The organism is Mycolicibacterium thermoresistibile (genome assembly GCF_900187065.1).
GTDB lineage: Bacteria > Actinomycetota > Actinomycetes > Mycobacteriales > Mycobacteriaceae > Mycobacterium > Mycobacterium thermoresistibile.
Genome location: NZ_LT906483.1, coordinates 2,794,407 through 2,808,238, shown reverse-complemented (window position 1 = coordinate 2,808,238; position 13,832 = coordinate 2,794,407). Strand labels below are relative to the sequence as shown.

At 69.4% G+C, this 13,832-nt stretch carries 10 protein-coding genes; 8 read left to right on the top strand and 2 right to left on the bottom strand.

Translation table 11 applies throughout. The annotated features are described in order from the left end of the window. The first annotated feature begins 12 nt into the window (after positions 1-12). From CKW28_RS13140 to CKW28_RS13110, 7 genes are all read left to right on the top strand, one after another. On the top strand, positions 13-1,653 hold the full coding sequence (locus CKW28_RS13140; protein ID WP_234785043.1) for an ABC transporter substrate-binding protein: 1,641 nt from the start codon (positions 13-15) through the stop codon (positions 1,651-1,653). Continuing rightward, entirely contained in the window at positions 1,650-2,192 is a 543-nt protein-coding gene (locus CKW28_RS13135) for an adenine phosphoribosyltransferase (RefSeq protein WP_003924328.1), read from the top strand. Before CKW28_RS13140 ends, CKW28_RS13135 begins: the two co-directional genes overlap by 4 nt. Before the next feature lie 59 nt (positions 2,193-2,251). Beyond that, positions 2,252-4,579, top strand: a complete 2,328-nt coding sequence (locus tag CKW28_RS13130; RefSeq protein WP_040546212.1) for a RelA/SpoT family protein — start codon at positions 2,252-2,254, stop codon at positions 4,577-4,579. A 147-nt stretch (positions 4,580-4,726) separates the two neighbouring features. Beyond that, positions 4,727-5,239, top strand: a complete 513-nt coding sequence (locus tag CKW28_RS13125) for a VOC family protein (RefSeq protein WP_003924330.1) — start codon at positions 4,727-4,729, stop codon at positions 5,237-5,239. Then, on the top strand, positions 5,236-6,933 hold the full coding sequence (locus CKW28_RS13120; RefSeq protein WP_003924331.1) for an FAD-dependent monooxygenase: 1,698 nt from the start codon (positions 5,236-5,238) through the stop codon (positions 6,931-6,933). Before CKW28_RS13125 ends, CKW28_RS13120 begins: the two co-directional genes overlap by 4 nt. Before the next feature lie 12 nt (positions 6,934-6,945). After that, positions 6,946-7,479: a YceI family protein gene (locus tag CKW28_RS13115; protein ID WP_003924332.1), complete on the top strand. Its 534-nt coding sequence runs from the start codon at positions 6,946-6,948 to the stop codon at positions 7,477-7,479. 34 nt (positions 7,480-7,513) lie between these two features. Continuing rightward, a complete protein-coding gene (locus CKW28_RS13110) occupies positions 7,514-8,410 on the top strand; it encodes a fumarylacetoacetate hydrolase family protein (protein ID WP_040546201.1) in 897 nt (298 codons plus the stop codon). On the opposite strand, the gene CKW28_RS13105 is transcribed toward CKW28_RS13110, so the two are convergent. Continuing rightward, complete coding sequence (locus CKW28_RS13105; protein ID WP_050811894.1) at positions 8,302-11,880, bottom strand: indolepyruvate ferredoxin oxidoreductase family protein; 3,579 nt, start codon at positions 11,878-11,880, stop codon at positions 8,302-8,304. The two genes, CKW28_RS13110 and CKW28_RS13105, sit on opposite strands and share 109 nt — an antisense overlap. 172 nt (positions 11,881-12,052) lie before the next feature. Here CKW28_RS13105 and CKW28_RS13100 point away from each other — a divergent pair, with 172 nt between their 5' ends. After that, the gene (locus tag CKW28_RS13100) at positions 12,053-13,225 is read left to right on the top strand and encodes a PucR family transcriptional regulator (protein WP_162292334.1); all 1,173 of its coding nucleotides are present in this window, start codon (positions 12,053-12,055) and stop codon (positions 13,223-13,225) included. On the opposite strand, the gene CKW28_RS13095 is transcribed toward CKW28_RS13100, so the two are convergent. Beyond that, positions 13,222-13,815 carry a TetR/AcrR family transcriptional regulator gene (locus CKW28_RS13095; RefSeq protein ID WP_110844378.1) on the bottom strand — a complete coding sequence of 198 codons (594 nt, stop codon included), beginning with the start codon at positions 13,813-13,815 and terminating at the stop codon, positions 13,222-13,224. The genes CKW28_RS13100 and CKW28_RS13095 overlap by 4 nt on opposite strands. Between the last annotated feature and the right edge of the window lie 17 nt (positions 13,816-13,832).

Below are 13,832 nucleotides of genomic sequence, written 5' to 3'. Positions count from 1 at the left end.
CCAGCGGTGCCTCTGGCGCGGTTACGACGTGCCCTGGTGCTGATCGCGGTGCTGCTGGCGGTCGGCGGGGGCGTCTCGGCCTGCGGTGGCGGCACCGCCGACGAGATCGACTACGCCATCGACGGTCGGCTGACCACCTACAACACCAACACCGTGGCCGGTGCGGCCTCGGGCGGGCCGCAGGCGTTCGCCCGGGTGCTGACCGGTTTCCACTACCGCGGGCCCGACGGCCAGATCATCGGGGACACCGACTTCGGCACCGTCTCGGTGGTGGGGCGCAGCCCGCTGGTGCTGGACTACGAGATCAACCCCGACGCGGTGTACTCCGACGGCAAACCGGTCACCTGCGACGACATGGTGCTGGCGTGGGCGGCGCAGTCCGGCCGGTTTCCCGGTTTCGACGCCGCCAGCCGGGCCGGCTATCGCGACATCCTCACGGTGGACTGCGCGCCGGGCCAGAAGAAGGCGCGGGTGTCGTTCGCGCCGGACCGCGGCATCGTCGCCTACGGGCAGCTGTTCGACGCCACCTCCCTGATGCCGGCGCACGTCATCGCCGACGAGCTCGGCATCGACGTGATCGCGGCGATCCGCACCCAGGACGCCGCCGCGATGGAACGCGTCGCCGAGGTCTGGAACACGATCTGGGATCTGAGCCCCGACATCGACCTGGCTAAATTCCCGTCGTCGGGGCCGTACAAACTCGACAAGGTCACCGAGGACGGCGCCGTGGTGCTGGTCGCCAACGACAAGTGGTGGGGCGCGCCGCCGCAGACCCCGACCATCACCGTGTGGCCGCACTCCGCCGACACCGGCGACCGGATCAGCCGCGGCGAGCTCGACGTGGTGGACATCGCGGCGGGGTCGGCGGGCACGTTGAACCTGCCCGACGACTACGACGCCAGTACCTCCCCGTCGGCCGGGGTGCAGCAGATGATCTTCGCCCCCGGCGGACCGTTGGCGGCGCCGCCGGCGCGCCGTGCGCTGGCGTTGTGCACACCGCGCGACGTGCTGGCCCGCAACGCGGGGGTGCCGATCGTCAACGCCCGCCTCAACGCCGCCGAGGAGGACGCGTTCGGCGTCGCCGAGGCGGGCGCCGAGGGCGGACAGTTCACCGCCGCCGATCCGGAGGCGGCGCGCGAGGCCCTCGGCGGCGAACCGTTGCGGGTGCGGATCGGGTATCAGAGCCCGAACCCGCGGATGGCGGCCGCGGTCGGCGTGATCGCCGAGGCCTGCACCCCGGCCGGGATCACCGTCGAGGACGCCGCCACCGAGACCACCGGGCCGCTGACGCTGCGCGACAACGAGATCGACGTGCTGCTGGCCGGCACCGGCGGCGCGGCCGGATCCGGTTCCACCGGGGCGTCGACGATGGACGCCTACACCCTGCACAGCGGCAACGGCAACAACCTGTCGGGTTACCGCAACGAACGCGTCGATGGCATCATCGACGCGCTGGCGGTCACCAGCGACCCGAAGGAAGTGGCCCGGCTGCTGGCCGAGGGGGCCCCTATGCTGTGGGGTGATCTGCCCACCCTGCCGCTGTACCGTCAGCAGCGCACGATCGTGACGTCGAACGACATGTACGCGGTGAGCGGCAATCCGACCCGGTGGGGTGCGGGCTGGAACATGGACCGCTGGGTGCTGCGGCGATGAGCGGTGCCGGGTACGCGGCCGACGCGGCGGCACTGATCGCCGCGCATCTGCGGGAGGTGGCGGACTTCCCCGAACCGGGCATCCAGTTCAAGGATCTGACCCCGGTGCTCGCCGACGCCCGCGCGCTCACCGTGGTGACCGACGCGCTGGCGGCGAACATCGGCGGCGCCGACCTGGTGGCCGGGCTGGACGCGCGCGGGTTCCTGATCGGCGCCGCGGTCGCGATCAGGCTGGGCACCGGTGTGCTCGCGGTCCGCAAGGGCGGCAAGCTGCCACCCCCGGTGCGCTCGGAGAGCTATGTCCTGGAGTACGGCACCGCTTCGCTGGAGATCCCGGCCGAGGGAATCGATCTCACCGGTCAACGCGTTGTGATCGTTGACGATGTGCTGGCCACCGGGGGCACGGTGGCGGCCGCTGCGCGGTTGCTGCGCAGCGCCGGCGCGACCGTGTCGGGGGTTGCGGTGGTGCTCGAACTCGGTGGGCTCGGTGGCCGGGCGGCGCTGGAACCGCTGCCGGTGAGCAGCCTGTACACGACGTGAGCGATATCCTCGTGGCAGGCGGTACCTGATCGCTTCACGAGTGGACTGCGGAGGTGATGATGGCCGACGATCCCCGGTCGACGCAGGCCGTCCAGCCGCCGCAGGAGCCGGTCGAGCCGCCCAAGCCGACCAGCGCGTCGCGGCGGGTGCGGGCCCGGTTGGCCCGCCGCATGACGGCACAGCGCAGCGCGATCAACCCGGTGCTCGAACCGCTGGTCGCGGTGCACCGCCAGATCTACCCGAAGGCCGACCTGTCGTTGTTGCAGAAGGCCTACGAGGTGGCCGAACGCCGACATGCCGATCAGCTGCGCAAGTCCGGTGACCCCTACATCACCCACCCGCTGGCGGTCGCCAACATCCTGGCCGAGCTGGGAATGGACACCACCACGCTGGTGGCGGCGCTGTTGCACGACACGGTCGAGGACACCGGCTACTCCCTGGAGGAGTTGACCGCCGAATTCGGCTCCGAGGTCGCCCATCTGGTCGACGGCGTCACCAAGCTGGACAAGGTGGTGCTGGGCAGCGCCGCGGAGGGCGAGACCATCCGCAAGATGATCATCGCGATGGCCCGCGACCCGCGGGTGCTGGTGATCAAGGTCGCCGACCGGCTGCACAACATGCGCACCATGCGTTTCCTGCCGCCGGAGAAGCAGGCGCGCAAGGCCCGGGAGACCCTGGAAGTCATTGCGCCCCTTGCGCATCGGCTGGGCATGGCGACGGTGAAGTGGGAGCTCGAGGACCTGGCGTTCGCGATCCTGCACCCGAAGAAGTACGAGGAGATCGTGCGGCTGGTGGCCGACCGGGCGCCGTCGCGCGACACCTACCTGGCCAAGGTCCGCGCGGAGATCTCCAACACGCTGGCCAAGTCGAAGATCAACGCGGTCGTCGAGGGCCGGCCCAAACACTACTGGTCGATCTATCAGAAGATGATCGTCAAGGGCCGCGACTTCGACGACATCTACGATCTGGTCGCGGTGCGCATCCTGTGCGATGAGATTCGGGACTGCTACGCCGCGGTCGGGGTGGTGCACTCGCTGTGGCAGCCGATGGCGGGGCGGTTCAAGGACTACATCGCCCAGCCCCGCTACGGCGTGTACCAGTCGCTGCACACCACCGTGATCGGGCCGGAGGGCAAACCGCTGGAGGTGCAGATCCGCACCCACGACATGCACCGCACCGCCGAGTACGGCATCGCCGCGCACTGGCGGTACAAGGAGGCCCGCGGCCGCAACGGTGTTCCGCATCCGCATGCCGCCGCGGAGATCGACGACATGGCCTGGATGCGGCAGCTGTTGGACTGGCAGCGGGAGGCCGCGGACCCCGGTGAGTTCCTGGAGTCGCTGCGCTACGACCTGGCGGTGCAGGAGATCTTCGTGTTCACCCCGAAGGGGGATGTGGTCACCCTGCCGGCCGGCTCCACCCCGGTGGACTTCGCCTACGCGGTGCACACCGAGGTCGGGCATCGCTGTATCGGCGCGCGGGTCAACGGCCGGCTGGTGGCGCTGGAACGGCAGTTGGAGAACGGCGAGGTCGTCGAGATCTTCACCTCCAAGGCGGCCAACGCCGGGCCGTCGCGGGACTGGCAGTCGTTCGTGGCGTCGCCGCGGGCCAAGGCCAAGATCCGCCAGTGGTTCGCCAAGGAGCGCCGCGAGGAGGCGCTGGAGGCGGGTAAGGAGGCCATCGCGCGGGAGGTGCGCCGCGGCGGGCTCCCGTTGCAGCGGCTGGTGACCGCCGAGGCGTTGTCGGAGCTGGCCGGGGAATTGCGCTACGCCGACGTGTCGGCGCTCTACACCGCGGTGGGGGAGGGCCACGTCTCGGCGCGCCATGTCGTGCAGCGGTTGCGGGCGCGGCTGAGCAGCGACGACGAGGCCGAGGACGAACTCGCCGAACGGTCCACCCCGTCGACGATGCCGGTGCGGCAGCGCACCCCGGAGGACTGCGGCGTGTCGGTTCCCGGCGCGCCGGGCGTGTTGACCAAGCTGGCCAAGTGCTGCACCCCGGTCCCGGGCGACAACATCATGGGGTTCGTGACCCGCGGCGGCGGGGTCAGCGTGCACCGCACCGACTGCACCAACGCGGCCGAGCTGCAGAAGCAGTCCGAACGCATCATCGACGTGAAGTGGGCGCCGTCGCCGTCGTCGGTGTTCCTGGTGGCGATCCAGGTCGAGGCGCTCGACCGGCACCGGCTGCTGTCGGACGTGACCCGGGTGCTGGCCGACGAGAAGGTCAACATCCTGTCGGCGTCGGTGACCACCTCCAACGACCGGGTGGCGATCAGCCGGTTCACCTTCGAGATGGGCGATCCCAAACACCTCGGCCATGTGCTGAACGTGGTGCGCAACGTCGAGGGTGTGTACGACGTCTACCGCGTCACCTCCGCTGCCTGAGCGATTTCGGCGTGCTCACGTTCGCTGAGCGAGCGTCAGCACGCCGAAATCGCTGTCGTTTCTCTTGACTATCATTCATGAGCTCCCTAGTATGACCCGCATCACTTCGCGGTCGCTGTGACCCGACTGGACCGAGGAGCTCACCTCATGGCATCGCCGTCGAAACTCGCCCACGTCGTGTTCAAGACCAGTCAGCTGGCGAGGCAGGTCGACTGGTACGTCAAGGTGCTCGACGCCCAGGTGGCGTTCGCCGACGACACGTTCGCCTTCCTCACCTATGACGACGAGCACCACCGGGTGGCCTTCATCGCCACCGGCGCGGACGAACCGCCGACCGACGCGCACACCGGACTGCACCACGTCGCGTTCACCTACGCCGGCCTCGACGATCTGCTCGACACCTACTTCCGGCTCAAATCCCAAGGCGTGGAACCGATCATGTGCATCAACCATGGGCCGACCACATCGATGTACTACCGCGATCCGGACGGGAACCAGGTCGAATTACAGGTCGACAACTTCACCACCGCCGAGGACGTCCAGCGCTTCATCGAGTCCCCGCAGTTCGCAGCCAACCCCGTGGGGGTGCTGTTCGATCCGGAGGAGCTGGCGGCGCGGTACCGGGCCGGGGAACCCTTCGAGGAGCTCGTGCGGCTGTGAGCGGTCCCGAACAGGCCCCGGTTCTCATCGTGGGGGCCGGCCCGGCCGGGCTGGCCACGGCATACGTGTTGGGGCGGAACGGAATTCCCAGCGTGGTCTGCGACCAGCACAGCGGGATCCATCCGCATCCCCGGGCCCACGTCATCAACACCAGGTCCATGGAGCTGTTCCGCTCGTGGGGCATCGCGGACGCGATCGCGCGGGACGAGCAGGCGTTCGACGCCGGTGCGGGTGTGCGGATCGTGTGGAAGCACAGCGTGTCCGGGGAGGAACTCGGGTGCATCGACCTACTGGACGCACCCGTGGAGAGCATCGAGCGACGGCGTGCCGCATCGCCGGTCGGTCTGATCTCGTGCCCGCAGGATCGCATCCAGCGGCTGATGGTCGACGCCGTCCTGAGGCAGGGTATGTCCCGTATCGACTATGACACCCGCGTCGTGGAGATCACCGACGCCGCAACCGGTGTCGAGGTGACCGCCGAGTCCCGGGGAAAGCCCAGGCGCTTCCGCGCCGATTATGTCGTGAACGCCGAAGGAGCGGGCGGTCGGCTGCGGTCCGCGCTGGGAATCGAGATGGACGGCATTCCCTTCATCGCCGATCAGGTCACCAGCTACTTCCACGCCGATCTGTCCGAGTGGACCGGCGAGCGTCCGCCGCTGCTGCAATGGATCATCAACACCGATGTCCAGGGGACGTTCATCGCGATGGGGCAGAACCGGTGGACGTTCACGATCGGCTTCGGCGCGACGGATGAGGCGCGCCGGGCGCTCGATCCGCAGCGCTGTGTGGAGCTGATCCGGCTCGCCATCGGGCCCGCCGGCTCCGACGTCGACATCGACTTCCGTTCGGCCGGATCCTGGACCCTCTGTGCCACCACCGCCCGCACCTACCGCGCCGGCCGGGTGTTCCTCGTCGGCGACGCCGCGCACCAGTTCCCCCCGACCGGCGGATTCGGGATGAACACCGGCCTGGCCGACGCGGACAACCTGGGCTGGAAACTGGCCGCGGTGCTGCACGGCTGGGCGGATGAGGAGCTGCTGGACACCTACGAGTCCGAACGCCGTCCCGTCGCCCTGGCCAACAGTGAGTTCAGCGTCACCAACGCGCTCAAGATGGCGAGCACGGGCATCGGGCCGACCGGTCCGCAGTTCGCGGCCGAACTGGAGAGCGACGACCCGTCGGTCGCCGCCGCCGTGCGCGACCGGATCAGAAACGCCATACCGGAACAGCGGCCGCACTTCGACCATCTCGAGCTCGAGATCGGGTACGTGTACCCGGGTGACGCTTCGGACGGCGATCCGGTCAGCACACCGGTCGTCGGCGGCAGGCTGCCGCACAGGTGGATCACCCGGATCACACCAGGGCAGGGCACCGCGTCCACCCTCGATCTGCTCGGCGACGGGTTCACTCTCCTCACCGGACCCGCCGGTGCGGCGTGGACGGCGGGCGTTCGCGATGTCGCGGTGCCGGTGCGCACCCTCACCGCAGGTGTGGATTTCGCTTTCACCGGCCCGTCCGACACCACGTTCCTCGCCGACGACGGCGCCGTTCTGGTCCGGCCGGACGGCCACATCGCCTGGATCGCGACGCATCTGCCCGCTGATCCCGCCGCCGAGCTGACCTCCGCGCTGCGCGGCGTCCACCTGTCCGCCGACGCCGCGAGAAGTGCCTCCGGACAAGGCGCCTCGAGATGAGGGCTGTGACGATTGACCGCTCCTGACCTCACCGACGATCCCCAACTCGTCGGCGGATACCACCTCATCGCCTCCCGGTCACGCATCACCTTCACCGCCAGATCGATCTGGGGGCTGCTCCCGGTGCGCGGCCACTTCGCCGAGGTGACCGGAACCGGAGAGCTGTCCGCCGACGGACGGGTCTCGGGCGCCCTGAGAATCGAGGTGGCGTCGTTGCGGACCGGGATGGGTAGGCGCGACGAGCACCTGCGGTCGGCCGACTTCTTCGACGCGCAGCGATTCCGGCACATCGACGTTGCCGTCACGGGTCTGCGCCGCGAGGCCCCGCAGCGGAACGCCATGCACCTCTCCCTGCGGGTCAAGGACGTCGTCAACGACCTCTCGGTGCCGGTCGACGTGTCGGTGAGCCCGCCCGACACCGTCCAAATCAGCACCGCGGTGACGATCGACCGCACCCGTTTCGGCGTGCCGTACAACCGGTTCGGCTTTGTCGTCAACGAGGTCGACCTGACGGCTGACTTGTCCTTCCGGCGCACCCCGCGATAGCCGACCGGCACACCACAACCCTCGAGGAGTTCGTATGCGTCTCTACAGCACCGATGCCGGCGTGGCGCGCGAGGACAGCCCGGGCATGTTGTCGCTGCTCGCGCTCGACCACACCGATGTCGGTGAGGTGCTGCGCCGCGGCGATCTCGAGACGGCCCGAACCGCCGCGGTGACCTCCACCCGTCCGGTGCACGACGTCACCCTGCGGGCGCCGGTGCCGGCTCCCGGGCAGGTCGTCATCGCGGGCCTGAACTATCCCAGCCACGCCGAGGAGGCCCGCGAGCTCGCCGCCTCCCTGGGCCGGGAGTTTTCCGGGCTGCCCACGGAGCCGAGCTTCCAGCTGTTGCCGATCACCGCGGCGCACGACCCGGACGCCGCGATCCGGGTGCCCGCGGCGGCACCCTACCAGGTGGACTACGAGGGGGAGGTCGCCGTGGTCATCGGCCGCACCGCCGACGACGTGCCGGTGGAGCGGGCGTGGGACTGTGTGGCCGGCCTGACCATCGCCAACGACGTGTCCGCCCGGGATGTGCAGCTGTCGGCGTTGCTCAGCGGCTCGATCGCCGGCATCGCCGATGCGAAGAGTTTCCCGACCTTCAAACCGATGGGGCCGTGCCTGGTGACCGCCGACGAGTTCACGCTGCCGGTCGATCTGCGGATCCGCACGCGGGTCAACGGGGAACTACGCCAGGATGATCGCACCGCGACCATGCTGTTCGACTTCCCCACGCTGGTCTCGGCGGTCTCCCGGCGGTATCGGCTGGAGCCCGGCGACGTGATTCTCACCGGGACGCCCAGCGGCGCCGGCGCGTTCTGTGACGCCTACCTGACCGAGGGTGACGTGGTGGAGGTCGAGGTGGAACGGCTCGGCGTGTTGCGCAACCCGGTCGGCTGGAGCCGGTCGGTCAGTTCGGCCAGTCTCCGGCGGTAGCGCTCGACGTTGTCGAACTTGATCTGCTCGTAGCCGCGGATGGTGTCCGGCAGCCCGGCGATCTCGACCGCCACGTCGTAGTTGGCGGAGTCGAGCCGCCCGATGAGCAGGTCGACGACGTCGAGGTATTCGCCGATCAGCCGCCGTTCGGTCTTGCGGACCGTGGTGTGGCCGAACGGATCCAGTGGTGTGCCGCGCAACCTTCTGGCCCGGCGCAGGACGAGGAACACCGGGGTGAACCATCGGCCGACCGAGATCTTGCGGCCGGGATTCTTGCGGAAAAGCCCCAGCTCCGTGAGGATCGGCGGCCGCAGTTTCCACATCACCTTGGCGTCCGCGCCGAATCGTGCTGTCACTTTGCGCTTTTCGTCCGGGTCGAGGGCCAGCCGGGCGACCTCGTATTCATCCTTGTACGCCATCAGCCGGTACAGGTTCTCGGCCACCGCCACGGTGAGGGACGTTCGGCCGAGCCCGGTGCGACGTTCGGCGGTGCGCACCTTCGACACCGTTTCGGCGTAGCGGCGGGCGTATCCGACGCTGTGGTAGTCGATGAGGTCGGAGATGCGTGCGGCCAGGGTGCGCGCCAGGTCGTCGTCCGCCGACGTGTCGATGGCAGCCAGCAGGGTCGCTGCCGTTCCGGTCGGTGGTGCCGGTGCGGCGGTCACCGCCGCGGGTTCGATCAGCGCGGCGAGTTCCTCGGGCGCGCTGACCGCCTTGCGCCCGTACCGGAAGGCCTCGATGTTGGTTTCGACTGCCACACCGTTGAGTTCGATCGCCCGTTCGACCGCCGACGGCGACAGCGGGAGGGCACCGGCCTGATAGGCGGCCCCGACCAGCAGCATGTTGGCGAACTGATTGCTGCCGAACAACTCCTGGCTGATCCGGTCGGCGTCCAGGCGAAGGTTGTCGTCGCGGCGGGTGGCTTCGTCGATGCCGGCGACGAGCGGATCCAGGGTGGGCGGCGCCGTCTCCGGCCGGCGGATCATCGCTCCGGTCGGCGTTTCGGCGGTGTTGATCACCGCCACGGTGCGGCCGGGCCGGATCACCGCGAGGTTGGCGGGCGTGGCGCCCACCAGGACGTCGCAGCACAGGTACAGATCGCATCCGCCGGCGGTGATCCTCGGTGAGAGGGTTTCGCCCGATCGGTGGATCTTGACGTCGCTGACCACCGGTCCGGCTTTCTGCGACAACCCGGTCTGGTCCAGCCCACACACCTGAAGACCGTCGAGAAAGGCTGCGGTGCCGAGGATCTGCGCCACCGTGACGATGCCGGTTCCGCCGATTCCGGTGAGCCGGATCGTGAATTCGTCCGCCGGCGCGGCCGGCTCGGGTGCGGGCAGATCGTCGGCGCCGATCGGGGGCGGCGGCCGGTGGCGGACCGCGCGCCCCGGAATCACCTCCATGAACGACGGACAGTCGCCCTGCACACAGGAGAAGTCGAGGTTGCACGACGCCTGATGGATCTGGGTCTTACGGCCGAACGGGGTGTCGACCGGGATCACCGACAGGCAGTTGGATTTCCGGCCGCAGTCTCCGCAGCCTTCACAGATCCGCTCGTTGATCACGATGCGTCGCCGCGGCGTGGGCGCTTTGCCGCGTTTGCGGGCGCGGCGCAACTCGGCGGCGCAGGGCTGGTCGTGAATGAGCACGGTGGTGCCCGGGATGGTGCGCAATCGCTCCTGGACGGCGTTCAGTTCGGCGCGGTCCTCGACAGTGGCGATCCGGGGCAGCCGATGGCCCCGGTAGCGCCTCGGATCGTCGGTGGTGATGACGATGCGCTCGACCCCTTCGGCGGCGAGGGTTTCGGCGAGCCGGGTCACGGTGTATCCGCCGACGGCGTCCTGTCCTCCGGTCATCGCCACTGTGGAGTTGAACAGGATCTTGTAGGTGATGTTGGTTCCGGCGGCGATCGACGCTCGGATGGCCAGCAGGCCGGAGTGCGACAGCGTTCCGTCACCGAGGTTCTGGAAGACGTGGTCGGCGTGGACGTAGGGTTGCTGACCGATCCACTGCGCCCCCTCACCGCCCATCTGGGTGAAACCGGTTATGCGGCCGACATGTTCGGGATCCATCATGGAGACCATGGCGTGACATCCGATACCGGCTCCGACCGCCGATCCGTCCGGGACCCTGGTGGAGGTGTTGTGCGGGCAGCCCGAGCAGAAGTACGGGGTGCGGTTCGCCACGGTCAGCGACAGCGGGACCCGCGGGGGCGCCGGTGCGGCCTGTGCTCCGTCGCCGCGCGGCACGGCGCCTTTCCGTCGCAACAACGGTTCGACGGCGCGGGTGATGATCTCGGCGTCGAGGCCGCCGTGTGCCGGCAGCAGCGCACGCCCGTCGCGGTCGGTGGTGCCGGAAACCGCGGCGCGGCACCCGCAGTCGTACAGGACGTCCTTGATCAGCAGTTCGAGGTGGGGTCCTTTGTCCTCCGCGACGACGATCTCGTCCAAACCGTCGGCGAATTCGGTGACGATCCCGGGCTCCAGCGGCCAGACCAGGCCGAGTTTGAGCAACCGGACTCCCGCGGCCGCGCAGTCCGCGGCGGTGCGCAGACCCAGGTCCGCCAGCGCCTGGCGGACTTCGGCGTACACCTGGCCGGCGGCCACGATGCCGATCCGGTCTCGGTCGGAGTGTGCGGTGACGGTGTTGAGACCGTTGAGCCGCGCGTACTGCACCACCAACGGCAGCCGGATCCGGTGCAGATTCTGTTCGGCCGCCACCGCGGTGGCCGCGGCCGGCGCGGGGGTGATGGTGTGCTGATAGGGCTTGCCGTCGACGAGCGGCAGTACGGGGTCGAAGGTTTCGACGGCCGGCGTGACGACACCGTATGCATCGGCCACATGGGTGCTGATCTTCAGCGCCGTCCAGGTGCCGGTCGCACGCGACATCGCCACGGCGTGCAGGCCGAGGCGCAGCACATCATCGGGGTCGGCGGCGGCCAGGGTGGGCACCAGCGCGGCGCGCAGCACGGTCTCCGAGCCGCCGGGCACGGTGGACGACTTCGCATTCGGGTCGTCGCCGCAGAAGGCCAGCACACCTCCTGCCGCGCTGGTGCCCATCAGGTTGCCGTGCCGGATGGCGTCGAGCGCCTGGTCGACACCGGGTGTCTTGCCGTACCAGTAGCCGGTGACGCCGGCCAGATCCGAACCCAGCGCCGGGACCGTCTGGGTGCCCTGTACCGACGTCGCGGCGAGCATCTCGTTCATGCCGGGGCGGAAGTCCACACCGCACTCGTCGAGCAACGCGCTGATGTCGCGCATGGTGAAGTCCACGGTGCCCAGCGGTGAGCCCTGGTAACCGGTGACGAACCCCCGGGTCGCCAGTCCGCGCCGGTCGTCGATCCGCCGGACGTCGAGCGGCACGCGGCACACCGCCTGGACCCCGGTCATCAACACCTTTCCGGTGGTGGCGGTGAAGCGGTCCTCGAGGCGGTAGCCCGACAACCGGGTCCCGATCACTGGCGTCGCCATGACTCTGAGTGTGCTGCAGACCCGGATCCGAAGCCATGGACAAGCCCACCAACTTGACCACGGAAATTCGTGGTTTCCACGAACCGACAGCGGGCTGCGCCGCCGTGACCGGACGCATCGGCCGGATGTTCGTGGCTTGCACGAACACTGAGCCCGGGTGACACTGATGCCCATGTCGTCGCCTGCGGACAGCCGGTGGGCCCGGTCCGCGACAAGCTCGATGCTCGACGAGCTCGAGGACATCGCCGCACAGGTGACCGCGATCATCCGTGCCGAGCTGCCGGCCTACGCGGCGATCCCCCTCGACGACCATCGGGCGGCGGTGCAGGATCAGCTGTCGGTGATCCTCACCGGTCTGCGCGAGATGCGCGGGCCCGGACCGGCGGACCTGATCACCGCGGAACGGCTGGGGCGGCGGAGGGCCGAGCAGGGGATCGACATCTCGGCGCTGATGCGCGCGTATGAGCTTCCGCTGCAGGAACTGTGGCAGCGGTATGCCGGACTGGTGTGCGACGGGAAGCAGGCGCAGGAGCTCATCGCGCTCGCGCCGTCGCTGCTGCGGTGGCTGCATCAGCTCGGCGGCGCCGCCGCCACCGGACATCAGATCGTGACGACGAGCCAGCTGGCCAACGAGGTGCGGTTGCAGGCGCAACTGCTCGACCTCATCACTGCCGATCCGGCCGGCGCCCAGACTCTGGTGCTGGCCGGCAGACTGGGCCTGGACACCGGTGGCACCTTCCAGGCCGTGGGCTTCACGCCCTCTGTCGACCCCCATCGACTGGAACGGGTGATCGTGCGGTTGCGGATCCACGCGGGACCGGTCGTCGCGGGCGTGCACGACGGCATGTTCGTGGTGCTCCAGCAGCACGACCGCACCGGCGTCGTCACGCAGCTGTGCCGCCCGCACGCCGCCGGCGGGGTGTTCGGAATCGGCGAGCCCCGCTACGGCCTGCAGGGGGCGGCGCTGTCGATCGGCGATGCCAGACGTGCCGCCGGGCTGGCCGCGGTGCTGGGCCATGACGTCGTGTTCAGCCGGCACTGGCTCTTGGCGTCGGTCCTCGCGTCGGCCGACCATCTCGATCATCTCGGCCGGGGAGCCGAGATCGCCTCCGAGCACCCGCATCTCAGTGAGGCGGTCGTCGCCTTCGCCCACAACGGTTTCTCCACCGCGGCGGCGGCGCGGGTTCTGCACCTGCATCCCAACACCGTGTCGTACCGGCTGGACCGCTGGACACAGTTGACGGGTTGGGAGCTGAACGATTTCGAGGGGCTGGCCAGATCGGTGGTGTGCATCGCGCTTTCGGCGCGCCGCGCGTCCGGCCCGTCCGCCACCGCGAGCGGCTAGGCCGGATGCTGCTGACCGCTTCGCGGCCGGGCAGCGGCCGCGCCGACCACCGCGCTCGTCACCAGGTCGATGTAATGCGCGGCCGGCTTGTCGACGCGGCGGACGCTCACCAGCAGCCCTTCGAAGAAGAAGTTGGCGACGTCGACCACGTGCGCCGGATCGACGTCTGCGGGGAGCTCGGGGGAGACGACGGCCATCAGGCGCTCCTGCAACCAGTCGTGGGTCTCGGTGTACACGGCGTGCAGGGCGGCGCTGTCGTCCATCCGTTCGTAGGCCTCGCGGTGCAGGCTGCGGTACGGGGCCAGCAGATCCAGGAACGTCGTCAACTCCAGATAGGGATCACCGGCCACGTCGGGGTCCGACTCGATGCGCCGTTGTGTCTCCCCGATCATGTGCCGCAGCACCGCGGCGAAGAGGTCGTCCTTGGTGGGGAAGTACCAGTGCACGGCCGCCGGGGCGAGGCCCGCGGCCTTGGCGACGGCGGCGATGCTGGTCGCTCGGTATCCGTATGCCTTGAACAGTTCCACGGCCCGCATGAGCACGGCCGCCTCGCGTTCGGCCTTGGGCACCGTCTGGTTGTTCCTGGGCACGCCGCCGAGTCTAGGGC

Coding starts and splice junctions, on each gene's coding strand:
- CKW28_RS13135 (WP_003924328.1), top strand. CDS start 1,650: ATGAGCGGTGCCGGGTACGCGGCCGACGCGGCGGCACTGATCGCCGCG.
- CKW28_RS13130 (WP_040546212.1), top strand. CDS start 2,252: ATGGCCGACGATCCCCGGTCGACGCAGGCCGTCCAGCCGCCGCAGGAG.
- CKW28_RS13125 (WP_003924330.1), top strand. CDS start 4,727: ATGGCATCGCCGTCGAAACTCGCCCACGTCGTGTTCAAGACCAGTCAG.
- CKW28_RS13110 (WP_040546201.1), top strand. CDS start 7,514: ATGCGTCTCTACAGCACCGATGCCGGCGTGGCGCGCGAGGACAGCCCG.
- CKW28_RS13105 (WP_050811894.1), bottom strand. CDS start 11,880: ATGGCGACGCCAGTGATCGGGACCCGGTTGTCGGGCTACCGCCTCGAG.
- CKW28_RS13100 (WP_162292334.1), top strand. CDS start 12,053: ATGTCGTCGCCTGCGGACAGCCGGTGGGCCCGGTCCGCGACAAGCTCG.